Origin of the sequence: Bacillus sp. S14(2024), assembly GCF_050473785.1 — a bacterium.
Taxonomy (GTDB): Bacteria; Bacillota; Bacilli; order Bacillales; family Bacillaceae_G; genus Bacillus_A; species Bacillus_A yunxiaonensis.
On the sequence record NZ_JBFLUP010000006.1, the window covers coordinates 1660317 to 1682166 of the forward strand.

Annotated in this window: 16 protein-coding genes and 2 pseudogenes; 15 read left to right on the plus strand and 3 right to left on the minus strand. The window is 36.4% G+C overall.

Annotated features, from left to right (window positions below; translation table 11 throughout):
* The first annotated feature begins 54 nt into the window (after positions 1 to 54).
* Positions 55 to 2724, plus strand: coding sequence for a DNA mismatch repair protein MutS (gene mutS, locus AB1279_RS08855; RefSeq protein ID WP_429758447.1), 2670 nt, complete (start codon positions 55 to 57; stop codon positions 2722 to 2724).
* A gap of 8 nt (positions 2725 to 2732) precedes the next feature.
* Positions 2733 to 4652, plus strand: a complete 1920-nt coding sequence (mutL, locus tag AB1279_RS08860; RefSeq protein WP_429758448.1) for a DNA mismatch repair endonuclease MutL — start codon at positions 2733 to 2735, stop codon at positions 4650 to 4652.
* Positions 4653 to 5235: 583 nt separating this feature from the next.
* Here the strand turns inward: mutL and fabF are convergent.
* Complete coding sequence (gene fabF, locus AB1279_RS08865) at positions 5236 to 6471, minus strand: beta-ketoacyl-ACP synthase II (protein WP_429758449.1); 1236 nt, start codon at positions 6469 to 6471, stop codon at positions 5236 to 5238.
* 121 nt (positions 6472 to 6592) lie between these two features.
* Here fabF and AB1279_RS08870 point away from each other — a divergent pair, with 121 nt between their 5' ends.
* Positions 6593 to 7444, plus strand: coding sequence for a helix-turn-helix transcriptional regulator (locus tag AB1279_RS08870; RefSeq protein WP_429758450.1), 852 nt, complete (start codon positions 6593 to 6595; stop codon positions 7442 to 7444).
* Positions 7445 to 7694: 250 nt separating this feature from the next.
* Here the strand turns inward: AB1279_RS08870 and AB1279_RS08875 are convergent, their stop codons facing one another.
* On the minus strand, positions 7695 to 8135 hold the full coding sequence (locus tag AB1279_RS08875; protein WP_429758451.1) for a YaiI/YqxD family protein: 441 nt from the start codon (positions 8133 to 8135) through the stop codon (positions 7695 to 7697).
* 469 nt (positions 8136 to 8604) lie between these two features.
* Here AB1279_RS08875 and AB1279_RS08880 point away from each other — a divergent pair, with 469 nt between their 5' ends.
* The 11 genes and pseudogenes from AB1279_RS08880 (at position 8605) to AB1279_RS08930 (ending at position 20590) form a co-directional block, all read left to right on the plus strand.
* Positions 8605 to 9048: a MarR family winged helix-turn-helix transcriptional regulator gene (locus AB1279_RS08880; RefSeq protein ID WP_253630182.1), complete on the plus strand. Its 444-nt coding sequence runs from the start codon at positions 8605 to 8607 to the stop codon at positions 9046 to 9048.
* 302 nt (positions 9049 to 9350) lie between these two features.
* Positions 9351 to 10289, plus strand: a complete 939-nt coding sequence (locus AB1279_RS08885; protein ID WP_429758452.1) for a ring-cleaving dioxygenase — start codon at positions 9351 to 9353, stop codon at positions 10287 to 10289.
* A 27-nt stretch (positions 10290 to 10316) separates the two neighbouring features.
* Positions 10317 to 10916: pseudogene (locus AB1279_RS08890) on the plus strand (flavin reductase family protein).
* 37 nt (positions 10917 to 10953) lie between these two features.
* Positions 10954 to 11901 (plus strand): ring-cleaving dioxygenase, encoded by a 948-nt coding sequence (locus tag AB1279_RS08895; protein ID WP_429758453.1) that lies wholly within the window; start codon positions 10954 to 10956, stop codon positions 11899 to 11901.
* Positions 11901 to 12512: an alpha/beta hydrolase gene (locus AB1279_RS08900; protein ID WP_429758454.1), complete on the plus strand. Its 612-nt coding sequence runs from the start codon at positions 11901 to 11903 to the stop codon at positions 12510 to 12512. Before AB1279_RS08895 ends, AB1279_RS08900 begins: the two co-directional genes overlap by 1 nt.
* 118 nt (positions 12513 to 12630) lie before the next feature.
* The gene (wrbA, locus tag AB1279_RS08905; RefSeq protein WP_429758455.1) at positions 12631 to 13242 is read left to right on the plus strand and encodes an NAD(P)H:quinone oxidoreductase; all 612 of its coding nucleotides are present in this window, start codon (positions 12631 to 12633) and stop codon (positions 13240 to 13242) included.
* Positions 13243 to 14057: 815 nt separating this feature from the next.
* Positions 14058 to 14213 carry a hypothetical protein gene (locus AB1279_RS08910; RefSeq protein ID WP_429758456.1) on the plus strand — a complete coding sequence of 52 codons (156 nt, stop codon included), beginning with the start codon at positions 14058 to 14060 and terminating at the stop codon, positions 14211 to 14213.
* 904 nt (positions 14214 to 15117) lie between these two features.
* Positions 15118 to 16719 (plus strand): DcuS/MalK family sensor histidine kinase, encoded by a 1602-nt coding sequence (gene dcuS / locus AB1279_RS08915; protein ID WP_429758457.1) that lies wholly within the window; start codon positions 15118 to 15120, stop codon positions 16717 to 16719.
* Entirely contained in the window at positions 16716 to 17423 is a 708-nt protein-coding gene (locus AB1279_RS08920; protein WP_429758458.1) for a response regulator, read from the plus strand. The genes dcuS and AB1279_RS08920 overlap by 4 nt, the downstream gene beginning before the upstream one ends.
* 253 nt (positions 17424 to 17676) lie before the next feature.
* Positions 17677 to 18645, plus strand: coding sequence for a 2-keto-3-deoxygluconate permease (locus AB1279_RS08925; RefSeq protein WP_377884013.1), 969 nt, complete (start codon positions 17677 to 17679; stop codon positions 18643 to 18645).
* 226 nt (positions 18646 to 18871) lie between these two features.
* Positions 18872 to 20590, plus strand: a complete 1719-nt coding sequence (locus tag AB1279_RS08930) for an NAD-dependent malic enzyme (RefSeq protein WP_429758459.1) — start codon at positions 18872 to 18874, stop codon at positions 20588 to 20590.
* Positions 20591 to 20820: 230 nt separating this feature from the next.
* On the opposite strand, the gene AB1279_RS08935 is transcribed toward AB1279_RS08930, so the two are convergent.
* Complete coding sequence (locus AB1279_RS08935) at positions 20821 to 21198, minus strand: enoyl-CoA hydratase (RefSeq protein WP_336483061.1); 378 nt, start codon at positions 21196 to 21198, stop codon at positions 20821 to 20823.
* A 415-nt stretch (positions 21199 to 21613) separates the two neighbouring features.
* On the opposite strand from AB1279_RS08935, the pseudogene AB1279_RS08940 reads away from it, so the two are divergent.
* Positions 21614 to 21799: pseudogene (locus AB1279_RS08940) on the plus strand (transposase domain-containing protein); the annotation flags it as partial.
* Positions 21800 to 21850: the final 51 nt, after the last annotated feature.

A 21850-nucleotide genomic window follows, 5' to 3' on the forward strand; every position in this document is an offset into this window, starting at 1 on the left:
ATTGTGTTATAATATATTTTTAAAGTGAAAAAGAAAGACGTATGGAGGATCAAAATGGCACAGTACACGCCGATGATGCAGCAATATTTAAAGATCAAGGCAGATTATCAAGATGCCTTTTTATTTTTTCGATTAGGCGATTTTTATGAAATGTTCTTCGAGGATGCTGTAAAAGCAGCACATGAACTTGAAATTACATTAACGAGTCGCGATGGGGGCGGGAGCGAACGGATTCCGATGTGCGGTGTACCGTATCACGCTGCGAAAAACTACATTGAACAATTGATTGAAAAAGGATATAAAGTAGCAATTTGTGAACAAGTTGAAGACCCAAAAACAGCAAAAGGTGTTGTGCGCCGCGAAGTTGTTCAGTTAATTACACCAGGAACGATGATGGAAGGTCGTACAATAGATGAAAAGGAAAATAATTTTCTTGCAGCACTAGCACATTTTGAAGATGGTTCATATGCATTGGCTTGTAATGACTTAACGACAGGTCAAAATACAGTAACATTGTTAACCGGAACACTTGAAGATGTATTACTAGAAGTATACGCAACAGGTGCGAAAGAAATTGTCGTATCTTCCACGTTCTCTAAGGAAGAATTGGACAAGATGTTAGCAACATTGAAAATGACAGTTTCATATGAGGAAGAAACGAAAGTTCCAGAGAGTCTTATGCACCTCGTTCAAAATGTAACGCAAACAAAATTAATTGCAGCAGTTGGACGTTTATTTAGCTATGTTTTACGAACACAAAAACGTTCACTAGATCACCTGCAACCGGTTGAAATTTATTATACAAATCAATTTATGAAGATTGATGTCCACTCTAAACGTAACTTAGAGTTAACGGAAACCATTCGAACAAAAGAAAAAACAGGTTCCTTATTATGGTTGTTAGATAAGACGAAAACAGCGATGGGGGGACGCATGCTAAAACAGTGGATGGAACGTCCGCTCATCCAAAAAGAAAAAATTGAAGAACGTTTAGAAATGGTTGAAACATTTGTGAATGACTACTTCTTACGTGAAGATTTGAAAGAAAAGCTAAAAGAAGTGTATGATTTAGAACGTTTAGCAGGAAAAGTTGCATATGGTAGTGTCAATGCGCGTGATTTACTGCAATTAAAGCGTTCCTTATTGCAAGTTCCGGCTATTTTAGAGGCAGTTAGTCTTTTAGATAATTCCTATGCTGCAAACTTAATTCAAGGTGCCGATCCATGTGAAAGTTTAACAGTGTTATTAGAGAGAAGTATTCAAGAAAATCCACCGCTTTCTATAAAAGATGGTGACATTATAAAAGACGGTTATAGCGAGAAATTAGACCAATATCGCTATGTAAGTAAAAACGGAAAAACGTGGATTGCAGAGCTTGAAAAACGTGAGCGTGACATAACAGGAATTAAATCATTAAAGATTGGTTACAACCGTATTTTTGGTTACTATATTGAGGTTACGAGAGCAAACCTTGCTGCACTTCCAGAAGGACGTTATGAACGGAAACAAACACTTGCGAATGCAGAGCGGTTTATTACAGATGAGTTAAAAGAAAAAGAAACGTTGATTTTAGAAGCAGAGGAAAAAATCGTTCAGTTAGAATATGATTTATTCACGGCTCTTCGCGAAGAAGTAAAAGTGTTTATTCCGAAATTGCAGCAATTAGCAAAAATTATTAGTGAGCTAGATGTACTTCAAAGCTTTGCAACTGTAAGTGAAGAAGAGCAATTTGTAAAACCAACATTAACAAGTAAACGAGAAATCTTTATTAAAGATGGTCGTCATCCAGTTGTAGAAAAAGTATTAAACGGCAAGTTATATGTTCCAAATGACTGTATAATGCCTGAAAATATGGATGTTTTTTTAATTACTGGTCCAAATATGTCTGGTAAAAGTACGTATATGCGTCAATTAGCATTGATTACTGTTATGTCGCAAATCGGTTGTTTTGTACCAGCAGCAGAAGCTGTACTTCCTGTGTTTGACCAAATTTTTACGAGAATTGGGGCAGCTGATGATTTGATTTCAGGCCAAAGTACGTTTATGGTCGAAATGTTAGAAGCAAAAAACGCGATTGCGAATGCATCGGAAAGAAGCTTAATTTTATTTGATGAAATTGGCCGTGGTACATCTACGTATGACGGTATGGCATTAGCGCAAGCAATCATTGAGCATATTCATGATCAAATTGGTGCAAAAACGTTATTTTCAACACATTATCATGAATTAACAGTGTTAGAAGAAAGTTTAGATCAGCTTAAAAATGTACATGTTTCAGCAATTGAGGAAAACGGCAAAGTTGTGTTCTTGCATAAAATTCAAGAAGGAGCAGCAGATAAGAGCTACGGTATTCACGTTGCTCAGCTTGCAGAGCTGCCAGATAGCTTAATCGCTCGTGCTAAAGAAGTATTAGCACAGCTTGAAGGACAAGAGGAAATTACGATTCCGAAACGAACGGAAGTCAAGGTTCCAGAAGAAATCGTACAAGAACCTGTAGTCGTGAAAGAAGAACTAGAGGCACTGCCGCAAGAAGAAGTGGAAGAAGAATCACAGCTATCCTTCTTTGCAGCGGAACAACCAGTGAAAAAAGAAGACAAACCTGTACTTGATTCAAAAGAAACAGCGGTATTAACACAAATTAAAAAAATTGACTTACTTGATATGACACCGTTAGAAGCGTTAAATGAACTGTACCGTTTACAGAAAAAGTTGAAGAAAGGATGAGTAAGTAGATGGGGAAAATTCGCAAACTCGATGATCAACTTTCTAACTTAATTGCGGCAGGGGAAGTAGTAGAACGACCTGCTTCGGTTGTAAAAGAACTTGTCGAAAATTCCATCGATGCGAATAGTACATCTATTGAAATCCACTTGGAAGAAGCTGGATTATCGAAAATTCGCATCATCGATAATGGAGATGGCATTGCTGAAGAAGATTGTATCGTTGCCTTTGAACGACATGCAACAAGTAAAATTAAAGATGAAAATGATTTGTTTCGTATTCGGACGCTTGGTTTTCGCGGTGAGGCATTGCCGAGTATTGCATCTGTTAGTGAATTAGAGTTAATCACGAGTACAGGGGATGCACCAGGAACACACCTTGTTATTAAAGGTGGCGAGATTTTGAAACAAGAAAAAACAGCGAGCCGTAAAGGAACAGATATAACGGTTCAAAACTTGTTTTTTAACACACCAGCACGCTTAAAATACATGAAAACAATTCATACAGAGCTTGGAAACATTACGGATATTGTATATCGCATTGCATTGTCACATCCAGAAGTCTCATTGCGTTTGTTTCACAATGAGAAAAAATTGCTTCATACATCAGGAAATGGTGATGTAAGACAAGTTCTTGCTGCAATTTACAGCATTCAAGTTGCGAAAAAACTAATTCCAATTGAAGCAGAATCGCTAGACTTTATTATTCGTGGTTATGTAACGTTACCAGAAGTAACACGTGCATCTCGTAACTATATGTCAACAATTGTAAATGGTCGTTACGTTCGGAATTTTGTTCTAATGAAGGCAGTGCAACAAGGCTATCATACATTGTTACCTGTTGGACGTTATCCAATTGGCTTTTTATCAATTGAAATGGATCCAATGTTAGTTGATGTGAACGTTCATCCGGCAAAACTAGAGGTTCGCTTTAGTAAAGAACAGGAACTATTGCAACTTATTGAAAAAGCATTACAAGATGCATTTAAAAAAATTCAACTCATTCCTGATGCCGGTGTTACGACAAAGAAAAAAGAAAAAGATGAAAGTGTCCAAGAACAGTTTCAGTTTGAGCATACAAAAACGAAAGAACCATTGATGCCAAATATCGTTTTGCCAAGTGGAATGGATGAGCCAGAGGAAAAACCGAAGTCACAGCCGCTGCTTTGGAATCCACCAAAACAAGAATGGCAGCCGCCACAATCTCTTGTAAAAGAAGAAAATAATTGGCAACCGTCCAAGCCGATTGTAGAAGAACCACTTCCACAAGAGAATGAGTGGGAAGAGAATAAGGAAGACTTTGAGTTAGAAGAACTGGAAGAAATGCAAGAAATCGAAATGAACGGAAACGATTTACCACCCCTGTATCCAATTGGACAAATGCACGGTACGTACATTTTTGCTCAAAATGATAAAGGGTTATATATGATTGATCAACATGCCGCTCAGGAGCGTATCAATTATGAATATTTCCGTGACAAAGTAGGACAAGTTGCACCAGAGGTACAAGAATTACTCGTTCCATATAGAATTGACCTATCACTCAATGAATTTTTACGAGTAGAGGAACAACTAGAAGAACTGAAAAAAGTAGGATTATTCCTAGAACAATTCGGTCATCAATCGTTCATTGTACGCTCACATCCAACATGGTTTCCAAAAGGGCAAGAGATGGAAATCATTGATGAAATGATGCAGCAAGTATTGAAATTGAAAAAAGTTGATATCAAAAAACTGCGCGAAGAAGCAGCTATTATGATGAGCTGTAAGGCATCAATTAAAGCAAATCAATATTTAACGAACGATCAAATCTTTGCATTGCTAGAAGAATTGCGAACAACAACAAATCCATATACATGTCCGCACGGTAGACCTATACTTGTGCACCATTCGACGTATGAACTGGAGAAGATGTTTAAGCGGGTGATGTAGGATTTTTGTGTTTGGGGAAAAATTATCTTTACTGAAATGAAAATAAGTAAGGAAAATAGAATGGAGATATCATAATAGATTTCTCTTCTTGTTATTTTGATAAAATATTAGGTAGAGAAAAAGAAGCGATAAAACAAATCGCTTCTTTTTGTGTTAGGGGTAGCATGTAGTTCATTAAAATAGTATATTTTCTTGTTAATCGATAGATTAGCAGCAGAATTAGATCAATATTTTGTAAAATAATTAGCACCGTTATAGGGGCTTTTTTAACTGAATAAATATAATTTTAAATATTGTATTTTATAAATAAAAAAACTTATATAAAAACAGTTCACATTTAAGCTTTTTTATACGCTACGGGGTTTATAAACGTTTCTTACCTGAATTGGTCACTTTGTATTTCACATCACAGTTGCTTCAGCTACCCTATTGTTGATTTAAAATAAAGATTGATAATTTGTAAAAAAGTTTGATAAAAAGATCCATTTTGTAGAGTATTTCTTTATTCAACAATCGGGCCATTTAACGGAATAAATCTAACCGTTTCCTTAAGAAACGGTTAGATTTACGAGAGATAGTTTATTCACTCGTATTTCCTTAAAACAATAGCCGCATTATGACCTCCGAAACCGAATGAGTTAGACAGACCCGTATTTATTTTCACTTGGCGAGCAATAGATGGTACATAATCGAGATCACATAATGGATCAGGATTTCTTAAGTTAATTGTTGGAGGAATTATACCTTCCTTTAAACTCATTGCTAAAGCAATTGCTTCAACCCCGCCTGCTGCCCCTAACATATGACCGAGCATAGATTTATTAGCTGTTACTGGAATCTGATAAGCTTGTTTACCAAACAGCTGCTTAATAGCCATCGTTTCGGAGATGTCTCCCACTTTTGTACTTGTTGCATGGGCACTAATAACATCAATTTCTTCAGGCGATATATTTGCATTTTTTAAAGCTGATTTCATTGCAAGATAGGCTCCTTTACCTTCCGGATGCGTAGCTACGATATGGTGTGCGTCTGAACTTGCACCATATCCAATGACTTCTGCATAAATCTTTGCCTCTCTACGTAAAGCATGAGATAAAGATTCTAAGATTAGAATTCCAGATCCTTCTGACATGACAAATCCATCTCGATTTTCATCAAATGGACGACTAGCTTTAGTGGGATCATCGTTTCTTCTTGATAATGCTGTAGCATTACCAAAGCTTGCTATTGATAAGTCTGTTATAGCTGCCTCTGTTCCACCTGCGAACACAATGTCAACTTCTTCAGAACGAATTAGTCTAAAGGCTTCACCAATAGCTGTATTTCCAATTGCACAAGCAGAAACGGGCGACAAAGAAGGTCCCATTGCGTTCCACTTGATACTAATTTGTGCTGCAGCAGCATTAGAAATCATGGCAGGTACTAGGGTCGGGCTAACTCTTCTAGGCCCCTTCTGTCTAAGCACATCAATATTTTCAATCAAGGTTTCAATTCCCCCTATACCTGAACCTACATATACGCCTAATCTTTCTACATCTATACGATCGAGGTCTAACTTAGAATCTACCCAAGCTTGTTCAGCTGCAGCCAAAGCAAATTGAGAAAAACGATCTAAACGTCTAGCTTCGTTCTTTCCTAAAACTTCATCTGCATCAAAATCTTTGGCAATACCTGCAATTTTTGTCTTATGATTAGTAACATCAAATGTATCAATAGTGGATATACCAGATTTCCCGTTAATCAAATTGTTCCAAAATGTTTTGATGTTGTTTCCTATAGGAGACACTACCCCCATACCGGTAATCACAACTCTTTCCATTTTTCATCCCTCCAAATCAATAATTTACTTGTATTTTACATTTCTTTTATCCTATTACAAGGGATAGTTTATCCTGGTATAATTACTACTAGGTTAAATGGATAAGATAAGGAGTTTAAAAATGAATAATAAAACTAGGCTTGAAGCTTTGTCGACATTCTTAAAAGCTAAGCGTGCCCAAATTAAGCCTGAGTCTATTGGTTTACCTGTCGGAACCCGGAGAAGGACACCTGGATTACGAAGAGAAGAGGTTGCACAATTAGCAGGTGTAAGTACCACTTGGTATACATGGCTAGAGCAAGGAAGAGATATTAAAGTTTCTTCAATCGTACTTGATTGTATTTCTACAGCTCTACAATTAAATAATGATGAAAGAGACTACTTATATGACCTGGCATTAGAGACAAAATCAGAAATTACAAATCAAAAAAAGAATCAATCAGAGCTTAGCCCTTCTTTAAAGCGAATACTAACTGAATTAACCTATTGTCCGACTATCATTACAGATCGACATTGCCATATAGTGGGCTGGAATCCTGCAGCTGCTCATGTTTTTTTAGATTTTGAACAAATACCGAATGATCAAAGAAATTTGATTCGTTTAGTGTTCACAAGAAAAGAATTTAAAACATTGGCCGTCAATTGGGAACATTTTGCTAAAGGTTTTCTTGCTATTTTCCGTACCTATTACGGACATTATTTAGGCGATAAATGGTACAACCAATTTATTAAAGAAATGAGTTATTCACATTCAGAATTTCAGGATTTATGGCAAGAAAGTCAAGTAAGTAAGGCTCCAGAAATGATAATTGAATTCAGACATGCTAAAGCAGGCAAAATGTTGTTTAATTTAACTTCTCTTCAGGTTCAAGGTGATATGGATTTACGGTGCAGTATCTATACACCAGTAGAGGAAACGGATACAGAAAATAAATTAAAGCGATTAATGAAAAGGGTTTCGGTTAAAAATTAATAAAGTAATTTCGTTATTCCATTATAGGGCGCTTTAATTGAGCAAGGAACACAAAAATTATCAAACTTTTTTATAAAAGGATAATTCAATTGAATATAGAAAAAGCGTGTTTTAATCAATCTATTTTTCAAAACACGCTTTTTCTATTTGCCTCTTTTATTAAGGTTTATTAAGTTAATTTAATCAAACTTTATTCCAAGGTTACACCTATCTTGACCTGTTGCTTTTCTTAAAAGTGAACGGTTCTTTTTTAATGTGAAATCGCTCTTTTAAAAAGCCCCTTAAATTTCTCCCTATCTTCTGATGTAAATGGTTTTGGCCCCTTTGTACGCTTTCCGCTTTTTCGAGCCATTGCACTCAAATAACGTATTTGTAATAATTGGTCAATGTTTTCATTTGTATAGCTAGCCCCATTATGGTGAAGTACCGCACACCCTTTTGCTAAACCTAGCGAAGCAAGACCATAATCTTGCGTAACGATTATATCTCCTTTTTCTGCTAATTTCATAATCCGATAATCCGCAGCATCTGCTCCAGAATCAACATAAATGGTTTCCACTCCTGATGGTTGTTCCGCATTAGAAAAATGAGAAAAACTAGTAACAAGGATAACAGGAATTTCAGCATTCGTACCTTCAGAGATTATGATATCTTTTACCGGACAAGCATCTGCATCAACATAAATTTTCATCTTAACCTCTCCCCGTAAATAAGTTTGAGTTGATGATAATGGCAAATTTAGCCTTTGTCAAACGATAAAGATGGTTTACCTAAAATCATTAAAAAACAGTTGTTCTATTAAAGGGCGCTTTAACTGAGCAAGGAACACAAAAAATATCAAACTTTTTTATAAAAGGATGATTCAATTGAATATAGAAAAAAGCTGTTGCTTTGTAATAAAGTCACGATGTTTTGAAAAAAGATGTGATGTTTATAATAAAGTCGCGACGTTTCTATCAAAGAATTCTAAATGAGTTTTGAATAATCTTTTCCTAAAAATAGTTTCTTTAGAAGAAAAATAATGTGATATTTTAATACGGTATTTTATCAATTCAGGTGAAAATGAATATTTTTATGAAAAAATCAAAAAAGGTTGACAACCAACATTGAGTGTTATAATATTATCTCGAATTCGAGATAATTAAAAAGGAATTGATGTTATGGATAGGATTAATAATGAAGATTTATCTCTCAAGTTATTTGTTACTTTTTCACGTGCAGGGCAATCAGTCACAAAACGTATTGAAGAAGATATAAAAAGCTATGGACTTAATCCTACTGAATTTGCAGTTCTTGAGTTACTATTTAGTAAAGGGGATCAACCTATACAAAAAATTGGTGACAAAATATTACTTGCAAGTAGCAGTATTACGTACGTTGTTGATAAGTTGGAAAAAAAACAACTTTTAGTACGAAGACCTTGCCCTAAAGATCGCCGTGTTACGTATGCTGCCATTACGTTAGAAGGAATTAAACTAATGGAAGGGATATTCCCTAAGCACAAAGAGGCGATTCAACAAATATTTGGCGGTTTGAGTCCTGAAGAAAAAAGGATAATGATTGAACAGCTAAAAAAACTAGGATACTATGCTCAAAAGCTATAATTTTTTTGTAATTTATCTCTAATTCGAGATAAATTACGTTTAAGCAAGCTATAAAGGGGATATATTGTTATTCTTTTTATAACTCGTCTGAATGGTTAATATAATTAAGAGGTAACTGGAATTTTTACTGCTAATTATCTCGAATTAAAGATAATTGAATTGAAGATAAATATCTACAATATGAATTTAACTATGCCTTGTAACCAAGATTAAATGTAACGAATAAAAAGGAATAAGGAAATAACCCATGTTTAATCATTAAAAGAGTTTTTAAATATCTAAATAAAAAAGGAGTATACAAAATGAATAAGAAAACAATGGGGATTCACCATATTACAGCAATCGTAGGTCACCCACAAGAAAATGTAGATTTTTATGCTGGGGTTTTAGGGTTACGCTTAGTAAAACAAACGGTAAACTTTGATGATCCAGGGACATATCATCTTTACTTTGGTGATGAAGGAGGAAAACCAGGGACTATTATTACATTTTTCCCGTGGGCAGGTGCTCGTCAGGGAATCATTGGAGATGGTCAAGTAGGGGTAACTACTTACGTTGTTCCGAAAGGTGCAATGGAGTTTTGGGAAAAGAGATTGGAAAAGTTCAATATTCCGTATACAAAAATGGAGCGCTTTGGAGAACAGTATTTAGAATTTGACGATCCTCACGGCTTGCATTTAGAGATTGTTGAAAGAGAAGAAGGAGAAGTAAATAATTGGACTTTTGGAGACGTAAAACCAGAAGTTGCGATTAAGGGATTTGGTGGAGCAATTCTGCTATCTGCTCAACCTAGCAAAACTGCAGAGTTATTAGAACACGTAATGGGATTAGAACGAATTGGAGAAGAAGGAGATTTTGTTCGCTTCCGTTCCTCAGCTGAGATTGGAAATATCATTGATTTAAAACTAACTTCTATTGGACGTGGACAAATGGGTGTAGGTACAGTTCACCATATCGCATGGAGAGCTAGTGATGATCAAGATCAATTGGATTGGAGAGAACACGTTTCACGCTATGGATATGGTGTGACACCTGTGAGAGATAGAAATTATTTTAATGCAATTTACTTTAGAGAGCATGGCGAAATCTTATTTGAAATTGCAACGGATCCTCCAGGATTCGCACATGATGAATCACAAGAAACAATGGGTGAGAAACTCATGTTACCTGAACAATATGAGCCGAATAGGAAACAGATTGAACAAGTATTATTGCCGTTTGAAGTAAGAGAATTAGACTAATTTCACGAAGGGAACGATTTCTTTGCTATCGATCCATCCAAAAATACGGAAAGAGAAAATTATAAATTTCTTATAGGAAGTATTATTCCAAGACCGATTGCCTTTGTTACGACAATTTCAAAGGAACATATTTTGAATGGTGCACCTTTTAGTTACTTTAATATCGTTTCCTCTAATCCATCAATGATTTCATTAGCGATTCAACGGTCAGAGGGGAGACAAAAAGATACAGCAAAAAATATTCTCGATAGTAAGGAATTTGTTGTTCATATTGTGGATGAATAAAATGTAGATAGAGTGAATAAAACAGCTGCTAATCTGCCTCCTACTCAAAGTGAAATTGAACTTGCAAGTTTTACTTCAATTGCAAGTGAAAAGATTTCTGTACCAGGAATACAAGAGGCTAAAGTTCGAATGGAATGTGTATTAGAGCATTCTTTAGAATTAGGCGATTCTGATTCTCTTGGATGTGATTTGATTATAGGAAAAGTGGTTCAATTTCATGTTGAAAATGAAATTTATGAAAAGGGAAGAATCAATCCAAAGCGATTGGGAGCGGTGAGTCGATTAGCAGGCCATAATTATGCGAAAATAGGTGAGATTTTTTCCATTGAAAGACCTCAGTAATTTGAATATAGCTTAATAATGAAATGGAGAGAGAATAATGTCCAATAAAATAGCAGGTATTCATCATATTTCTGCAATGGTAAATGATGCACAGCGGACAATTGATTTTTATGCAGGCATTCTAGGGCTAAGACTTGTAAAAAAGACAATCAATTTTGATCGACCAGAAGTGTATCATTTGTACTTTGGGAATGAATCTGGTGAACCGGGAACTGTCATCACATTCTTCCCATGGCCCAAACAGTTAAAAGGACGAATTGGAACAGGACAGGTTGGAGTAACCGGTTATATGATACCAAATGGGTCTATGTCATTTTGGGAGACTCGTTTGCGGAAATTCAATATTGAATATGTTTCATCTGTTCGTTTTGGAGAAACATGTTTGCAATTTCAGGATCCGGACGGCCTTCAAATTGAGCTTGTGGAGCGAGATGGTGGTCCGCAAAATACATGGAGTTTTGGGGGAGTTGGAATAGAAAACGCGATTATGGGATTTAGTGGCGCTACTTTATATTCTGCACAACCGCATAAAACAGCTCAATTGCTGGAGCACGTATTTGGATTAGAATACATCGGACAAGAGAATGAATTCTTACGATTTCAGTCAAAAGCAGAGATTGGAAATACAATTGATATTAAATTAAGTGCTTCAGTCCGAGGGCTAATGGGAGCGGGAACGGTTCATCATATTGCATGGCGTGCAAAAAATGAAGAAGAACATCAAGAGTGGTGGTCTATTCTTAAAGAAAAAGGATATTATCCGACTGAAATTCTTGATCGTAATTATTTTAAGGCTCTTTATTTTCATGAAGCAGGCGGTATTTTATTCGAAATAGCAACAGATCCACCGGGTTTTACAGTGGATGAATCGAAAGAGGATTTGGGTGAAAGGCTTATGTTACCATCTTGGCTCGACCAAAAACGAGAAGAATTAGAAGAACTCTTACCTCCTATTGAGGTGCGGGTTTTGGAAGGGGATAAATAATGAAACATTTTTTTCATAAAGGGAAGGATTTAACAAAACCAACATTATTATTACTTCATGGTACTGGTGGGAATGAGTTAGATTTATTACCACTTGCGGGCAGAATTGATGAAGAAGCTTCTGTATTAAGTGTTCGTGGAAATGTATTGGAGAATGGAATGCCTCGTTTCTTCCGAAGATTAGCAGAGGGCGTTTTTGATGAAGAGGATCTTGTTTTCCGTACTAAAGAATTAAACGAATTTCTTGATGAAGCAGCAAAAACATATGACTTTGATAGAGAAAATATAGTAGCAATTGGTTATTCTAATGGCGCAAATATAGCAGCAAGTTTATTATTCCATTATCAAAATGCACTGAAAGGTGCCATTCTTCATCACCCTATGGTACCTAGAAGAGGAATAGAGCTTCCTGATTTATCAGATAAATCTGTATTTATTGTAGCTGGGACAAATGATCCAATCTGTTCACCTATGGAATCGGCAGAATTACAAACGTTATTAGAAAAGGCGAATGCAAATGTATCATTACATTGGGAAAATAGAGGGCATCAGTTGACTGCGAGTGAAGTAGAAGCAGCAGCTCAGTGGTATCGTACTTTTCTAAATGCGTGATAAAAAGATTTTATGGTATGGAGTATAATTTGAAAAAAGTGAAAAAATAGGTAGGTGTAATGAAATGGGGATTTTATCCAAGTTATTTGGAAATTCATCAATAAAGGAGAAGAAAACAATGGAAAATGTAAAATTAGCAGTGATTTATTACAGCATGGGTGGAACAAACTATCAACTAGCAAAGTGGGCTGAGGAAGGTGCAAAAGAAGTTGGTGCAGAAGTAAAAGTATTAAAAGTACCAGAATTAGCTCCACAATCTGTAATAGAAGGAAATCCGGTTTGGAAATCTCATATTGAAGCAACAAAGGATGTACCAGAGGTAACATTAAATGATTTAGAATGGGCAGATGCGATTATTTTCAGTGTACCAACTCGTTTTGGGAATATGCCTGCACAAATGAAACAATTTTTAGATACAACAGGTGGATTATGGTTTAATGGGAAGCTTGTAAATAAAGTTGTTAGTGCGATGACTTCTGCACAAAACTCTCATGGTGGACAAGAAGCAACAATTTTATCATTATATACTTCTATGTATCATTGGGGAGCAATTGTGGCTGCACCTGGATATACGGATCCAGTAACATTTGGTGCAGGTGGAAACCCATATGGTACTAGTGTTACTGTTGGTCAAGATGGAAAAATGATTGAAGATGTACAAGCAGCCGTGAAACATCAAGCAAAACGTACAGTAACTGTTGCCGATATGGTTAAAAAAGCAAATCAATAAGAAAAAGCACCAATCAAGAATTAAGATTGGTGCTTTTTTAGTTTAATTCTCTATAATGCAACAACTTTATTGTCACTCTACATTTAAAGGTATTTAGTATAATTTCTATTATGATTTTAAATAATTTAATAGCATTTTAAATTAAAAATAATATACACATGGGGGAATTAAAAGATAAAAAATAGGTAAAATTTTGAAGGTAAAAATTATCTAGACTGCGTTTGAAAATGAATTAAATCAATAATTCCCAGTCAAAATAAATTTTCCCTGAACACAGTGTTGTCTTTATATAAAAAAGTTCTTTACTAGCAAACTGCTTAATCATTACATTCTCGAATGAGTAAAGATCTTTTTTATCTTTTGCTGTATAGCAACCTTCATCATCAAATTTATGTGTCGTTTTTAAATATAGTCACGGTGTTTATAAAAAAGATGCGATGTTTTGCCCCTTTGAATCTGTTTATCTAAAAGGGGGGATTTATAGTGAAAGGTGAAAAGAAGATCGGAACTGAAAGGCGGATTAAGGAACTGTTGAGTAGCAAAAAGTTACTCCACTAAAGGGCCAGATTGTTGAGGAGCAAATTTAGTATCAAGGGTGGCGAACCGTACCATAAATATTACACATACAACCTGGATGAATCCTTAAAAACCATGCCAATAGACTATATGTATAGAGGAAAAGGCAGAACAAAGCCATTGGATACCTTACTAAAGGAAACAAACACCACGTCTTTTATCATTGTCCACGATGATAAGGTAGTGATAGAAGAATATTACAACGGATATGACAAGGGCACTATTAATACATCTTTTCAATGGCTAAGTCAATTGATTCGTTGTTAATTGGAATGGCTATCGAAGATGGTTATATTAAAAGTGAAAAACAATCCATTGCTGATTATATAAGCGAGTACAAAGTAACTAATATGGAGAGAATTACAATTGAAGATTTACTTCTGATGCGTCCTTGATCATAAATGGATCCAGTTGCTAATACTGTACAATTATTGGTGTAGTCATAGTATGTGGCTAGAAAATTACTAGGAGGTCTAGATTGAGAATTTTTTGGACTGTTTATGGCTTGGTTCCCAGGAATATCCTCATGATCAAGCAATTCCAATGAGAGCAACAGATGCCTGGTTCCCCGTAAAAATGATTGGATAGAAGGATGATTGCCACAGATAGTTCTTAATTAATTTATAGTTTCTTGGTCTGGACCAAATGGAACTACTTCCACTATAAGTTCTGGTCTTAACTCCATTGAATCACTCTCCAATTATACTTTTTGAGTATTTCATTACCACTCCTTCTAGCATCTTATGTTTTTGTGATGGCAGAAGAAAACGTCTTGTTTACCTATTTTAAAAGAAAGTGAAAGTACGCGGTCCTCTGTTTCAGGACTTGAAAAAGGAATTTGAGAGTTTTCCGTGATAGCGGGATGTTTTATCAGGGAGTGAAAGGAAGTTCTCAAGTAAAAACTTTATAATTTTTTTAGCTATTCCTTGCTTTTGAAAACTGGTTTTATTTCCCTGCCCAAACACTTTTTTTAATTACAAAAAGTGTCCTGCCATTTTCCAGTACTACAATATAATTGGATAAATTTCTTTTTATGAAGTGAAAGTGTGTTCGGGGGCGACATCTTTGAATTTCACACCTACTATGTTATTACTGGGGTTTATTGGGAGCGGAGGATGTTCAACTGTCAATTTTAAAAAATGCAACGGTTCTCACCTTAATTATGGCAGGTGCCATTTTGCTAATTCAATGATTAATGATAAAGGCTGCTTACAGCTTTTTTATGAGCTTAGCGGCCTTTTGTCATTTTTGGGATAAGTCTTATACATACTATAATTTTAATAATACCTGGAGGAGATTATGAAAAAGGGCAAACTTAGTTTACAAGCCATTATTATTATATTTGTTTGCATTGTCGTCGTATTATCACTTGGAATAACTGATTTAATAATAAGCAAAAGAATTACTTCCAGTGTGGAAGAAACAGAAAAAGAAAAGGCCCTCAATGTTGCAAAGATGGTAGCCCTTAGTCCGCAAGTGATTGAAGCCCTTGAAGGGAAAGCGAACAAGAAAAATGTCCAAGTTTTTAGTAATCAAATTAGAGAAAAGATCAATGTCAACTTCGTTGTTGTTATGAACATGAAAGGAATCCGTCAATCCCATCCGGACCCCGAATTGGTTGGAAAGCCCTTCATGGGAGGAGATGAAGGGCCAGTTCTTAAAGGAAAGGAGTATGTGTCCATTTCAAAGGGGACTCTCGGTCGATCCATGCGGGCATTTACTCCAATAAAAAATTCACAGGGAAAACAAGTGGGTGCGGTTGCTGTAGGAATTACTTTAGAGAACGTTACAAAGGCGGTACAGAAAGGACGACTGGCGGTCGTTATAGGAACGTTAATCGGAATCCTAATAGGTGTAATCGGTGCAGTGTGCCTAGCAAGATACATCAAAAAAATCCTTTTAGGACTCGAACCGATCGCTATTGCTAAGCTGCTTGAAGAACGTAGTTCCATGCTTCAGTCTGTGCGTGAGGGAATCATAGCCATCGACCAAGAAGGGAAAATCACACTTGTAAACAGGACAGCCAGTAAGCTTTTTAAAAAAGCCGGACTTGGAGAGAATCCTATAGGGAAGAACATTGAAGATTATTTGCCAGAGACCCGGTTAAGTCGCATTATCAAATCGGGTGAGACAGAGCTCGATCAAGAACAGAACGTGCATGGGGTTACCATTCTGGTAAACAGGGTACCAGTGATTGTGCAAAATCAGCCGGTGGGAGCAATCGCAACATTCCGTGATAAAACCGAGGTTCAAGTTTTGGCTGAACAGCTTACAGGTGTACGCAATTATGCGGAAGCTCTTCGTGCTCAGACTCATGAATTCATGAATAAACTTCATGTCATTCTTGGTCTGGTTCGTACTGAACAATACGATGCACTTGCTAACTATGTAAGTGAAGTCGTTAACCACCGTGAAACGGAAGTGGGCTTTGTAACGAAAAAAGTCCAAGATCCGGTTCTTGCCGGGTTTCTGATTGGCAAGCTAAGCTTTGCAAGAGAATCAGGGGCCTTACTTTCATTTGATAGCGCAAATACACTTCCCAAGCCTGCCAACTCGGAAATTACACATGATTTAATAACGATAATTGGAAATCTCGTCGATAACGCAATGGAGGCAATTGCAGACAGTCCAAACAAAAAAATCGACCTTATACTGGATTACGCAGAGGATATTTTAACAATAGAGGTTAAAGACACAGGAGTGGGAATGACGAATTCACTCCAAAACAAAATATTGAATAAAGGATTTTCAACGAAAGGAAATCACCGTGGGTTCGGATTATACCTGTTGGCGCAGGCAATTGAAAGACTGGAGGGGGACCTGATTATTTCGTCCAAGCCTGGAAAGGGAACGAATTTTGCTGTATATATACCTTATAAAGAAGAGGATGTATGGAAATGATTAATGTAATGATTGTTGAAGATGACCCAATGGTAGCGAAAATCAATAAGCAGTACCTTTCTAAAATTGACGGGTTCCGTTTAGTTGCAATAGTCAATTCAGTTGCTGAAGCCATCCAACTTTTAGAAAAGAATGATATTCAGCTCATTCTTCTGGATATTTTTATGCCGGGAAAACAGGGCCTGGAGCTGTTATCGTACCTTCGGAAAAATGATCTTGAAAGTGATGTCATCATTATTTCAGCGGCCTCAGATCTTGAACGAATTAAGAGGGCATTAAGGTATGGTGTTGTCGACTATTTAATTAAGCCTTTCGAGTTTGATCGGTTTAACGCTGCACTTGCTGCCTACCTTGAGCAAACTCGGTTAATTCATAAACAGGATTCGGTAAGTCAGCAGGAGCTCGATCACTTACTTTTGCACAGAGAAGAAGCCGTAATCGCAGAGGAACTCCCAAAGGGATTAACCAAGGATACCTTAAAGCAGATATGGGATGCGGTTCAAGAGTTGAAGCGGGGGCCTTTTTCCACTGATGAAGTAGCTAATGTTGTAGGCATTTCAAAGGTTTCAGCAAGAAAGTACCTTAACTTCCTAAAGGACTTAGGAATACTTGAAGTCAAAGTCATCTATGGAACAATCGGACGGCCTGTGTATCAGCATGAATATAACCAATATAAGGAACACCTAATAAAAAACTTTTTGTAAGCAGTTTTTGAAACTGCTTACTTTTTTTATTTACAAAAAGGATTATTAAACTTTCATAAACTATGAAAACGCGTTCCTTCCGAATATGATAGACATGTAACAAAACAAAGGGAGATTAAAACATAGTACAAGATGCAAGAAAATTGGAACCGTTTTCTTCAATTATTGGAACCGTTTTCTTTAATTATTGGAATAATTGGTAAAATAACGGATTCCTTTCGAGATTATAAAAACTACTTTAGGAGGGTTAAAAATGCAAATTCCAATTAAGAAAACGCTTGATAAAATTCCAGGTGGTATGATGGTTGTTCCACTTTTTTTAGGAGTATTAACGAATACCTTTTTCCCGCAACTTTTAAAAATTGGAAGTTTTACAACGGCATTATTTAGTAAAGAAGCATCATCTACCATTTTGGCATGTTTCATGTTTTTAATTGGTTCACAAATTAATTTTAAATTAGCACCAAAGGCAATAAAAAAAGGTGCAATATTATTAACAGGAAAATTTATAGTGGGTGCTGGTATAGGTTTAACTGTAGCAGCGATTTTTGGGCCTGCCGGAGTACTAGGATTATCACCATTAGCCATCCTTGCAGCGTTATTAAATGCTAATGGTGGATTATATGCATCTCTTGCTTCATCGTATGGTGACGAAACTGATGTAGGCGCATATGCTTTATTTTCTTTAAAAGATGGTCCATTTTTTACATTAGTTGCATTAGGTGCATCCGGACTTGCCACAATTCCTTTTCAAACACTTGTAGGAGTATTAATTCCAATCGTAATAGGAATGATTTTAGGAAATATTGATCCTGATATGAGAAAGTTCCTTGGAAGCAGTAAATTATTATTAATCCCATTCTTCTCATTCCCATTAGGTGCAGGAATGAATCTTTCAACTATTATAAAAGCGGGAGGTCCTGGCATATTACTAGGATTAATAGCCGCATTCACTGGGATTGGAGCTTACTTACTTTTGAAGTTATTTAAAGAAAATCCTATCGTTGGTTTAGCAACAGGGTCAACAGCAGGGAACGCTGTAGCTACACCAGCTGTTGTTGCAGCAGCAGATCCATCCTTAGCTCACATAGCACCAGGAGCTACTGCACAAGTTGCAGCTGCATGTGTAATATCTGCAATAGTCTGTCCGATTATTGTTAATTATGCATTTAAAATGTCCGAAAAGAAAAAAGCTAAAAAACCAATTGCAGGGGCAGCATGACAATAAAGTAAAAATCTACTGTTATCCTAGCCATCATGCTTCTGAAGCTTTTAAGCCAATTTGAAAAAGAAACAAAGACAAAGCAGTCAGCGGTTTCACTGTCTGCTTTGTTTAGTTACAAAAAAGGGCCATTAAGTTAAAAAAACTAGTGGGATAAGGAAAATTTTATTAACATGGTTGCGGTATTGTCGGAATAGCTATTTTAAGATGGAAGGAAGGAAACACCATGAATGTACCTGAGAATGTTATTATAACTACAATAAAAGGAAAGGAAGTTCTCTCCAATCCTTTTTTGAATAAAGGAACAGCTTTTACGAAAGAGGAAAGAGAAGACCTTGGACTTGAAGGTCTGTTACCGCCACAAGTACTCACCCTTGATGAACAAGTTAATAGGGTCTATGAACAATATTCGATGCAGACGACGAATCTGTTTAAAAACGGGCTGCTTTATGATTTATATAACCGCAATGTTATCTTGTTTTATCGTCTTTTGAAAGAACACCTGGCAGAAATGCTCCCTATCATCTACACTCCTACTGTCGGTGATGCAATCCAGTCATACTCCCATAGCTACCGTCACCCAGGTGGCTTATATCTTTCCATTGATAATCCTGAGGGCATTGAAAAGGCATTTTATAATCTAGGAAAGCCCCAAAATGGTATTGATTTAATCGTCGTTACCGACTCTGAAAGCATTCTTGGTATTGGGGACCAAGGGATAGGCGGTATTAATATTGCGATTGGTAAACTTGCCGTGTACACGGCTGCAGCTGGTATTGATCCAAGCCGTGTTCTGCCAATCGTGATGGATGTTGGCACGAACAATCAGGCTTTGATTGCAGATCCTATGTATATCGGCAACAAATTCGCACGTGTCCGCGGTGATCGTTATGATCAATTCATTGATTTATTCATTCAGACTGCAAGAAAGTTCTTTCCAGAGGTTCTCATTCACTGGGAGGACCTTGGCAACGTCAATGCGCGAAAAATCTTGGATAAATACGGTGACAAAATCCTTACCTTCAACGATGACATCCAGGGGACAGGTGCTGTTACTCTTGCTGCTATTATGTCTGCTTTGAAAGTAACAGGAGAATCCCTGAAGGACCAGCGCATTGTTGTCTTTGGACCAGGGGCTGCCGGCATCGGTAACGCAGACCAAATGGCAGATGCCATGGTTCTAGAAGGCTCGACCAGAGAAGAAGCCAATGATCGTTTCTGGGCTGTAGACTATCGGGGTCTACTAACAGATGAAACACCAGATGTTCTGAACTTCCAGAAGCCTTATATAAGAAAGGTGGATGAAGTTAAAGACTGGGATAAGAATGAGGAAGGGATCATTTCATTAATGGAAGTAGTTCAAAGGGTGAAACCAACCATTCTGATTGGTACTTCCGGACAAGCTGGTGCCTTCACTGAGGATATTATAAAAGAGATGGCCAAGCACGTTGAACGTCCAATCATCATGCCAATGTCCAACCCGACTGCGCTGGCTGAAGCAGTGCCAGAAAACCTAATCAAATGGACAGATGGCAAGGCGTTAATTGCGACTGGCAGCCCCTTTGCCGATGTAGAATACAAAGGTGTTTCCTATGAAATCGGTCAGTCAAACAACGCATTTGTATTCCCGGGGCTTGGACTTGGAGCAATTGTTGCAAAAGCTGAAATCATCTCAAAAGGAATGTTCGCAGCAGCAGCAAATGCAGTTGCCAAAATGTCAGATACCAGCACATTAGGCGCATCCCTGCTGCCATCCATTGAAAAGCTTCATGAAGTCTCAAAATACGTAGCCATTGAAGTAGCCCATGCTGCAATACACGAAGGAATTGCAAGAATAGATATTCAAGATGTTGAAAATGCTATTGAAGATGCTATGTGGGAACCTGAGTATAAAGAAATTAAGAGTGTAGGTATTTGGACAAAGATTAATTCCTATGCATATTAAATAGTTAAATAAAATGCCTGTACTTCTGGTAATTGATCGAACTTTCGGTATTCCAGGCAGTGACAGGCATTTTTTGTAATCAACTAGATTAAATGGGCCAATCCTTTTTTGGGAAATCTTCCATGAATTATTACATCGATTGTTTAAGTTTCTATAGTACAAAATTGCACATTTATCTTATTTGATTTTTCAACCCTGTCAAAAGTTATACTACATATTTTTATAAATGATTAAAGAATTATGCCTGAGAAACTTCCTTTTAATACTTCTTTTTCAAGTTGATTCATACATGTAAATGCCGCAGTAATTTTTGTGCGATTTTTTTCATCCAGTTCAAATTGTTCAATAATTACGTCACAACGGATCGTATCACCACTAAAGACGGGGCGTAAGAATTCAAAATCCATCTTACGAGCCAATACATTATAATCACCGCCAACTTTCGTAGGGAGTGTTGATGTTAAAAGTCCTTGTACAACAAATCGTCCTTGTTCATCTGGTGTAACATGATGAATCCCCTGATCCTTAGATACCTTTGTAAATAAGACAACATCTTCTTTTGTAAATGTTCGCTCAAAGGTGATTTTTTCGCCTACTTGCAATTCCATCCATACCCCTCCTCAAAACATTTTATGATTCACTTAATTTTACAGTTGGAATACACAGTTAACTAACATCGAAGTATTCTTGTATTTATTATACAGAGACATTATAAAAGAAGATAATTCAAACCACCTTATCCAATATTTCTAATCAAATTTTATTATAAATCTATAATACAGACGTTCTTTTTTGTAGCGCAATTCAATTATTATATTCCGTTTATTAAATAAGAAAAACGTCGCAACTTTATTTAAATCTACATTAAGCTTTCATAGGATTTTACTATATAGTAAAGAACTTTTTTATTCAGTAAACAATTTTTTTTATCTTTTTACACCTGTCAATTTAAATGGTAATCCGCTTTGAAAAATGAAAGTTTAATCAGAGAAAAGCATCCAATTTGTTCAACGAAAAATCGGTGGGAGAAAAAAATGGATGTTTTCAAATACACCACGAGGTGCTAGGGGAAGTGCCATCATGTATAGTGTGGTTGAAACCGCAAAAGAGAACAATTTAAGCTCCTATCATTATCTTCGTTATTTGTTTGAAGCGCTCCCCAATATCGATTTAAATAATAAAGAGGAAATTGATAAAGTCTTGTTGTAGCCAATGGATCTACCATCTAGTTGCAAAGACCGAAAAAAGTGAAGTAAACAA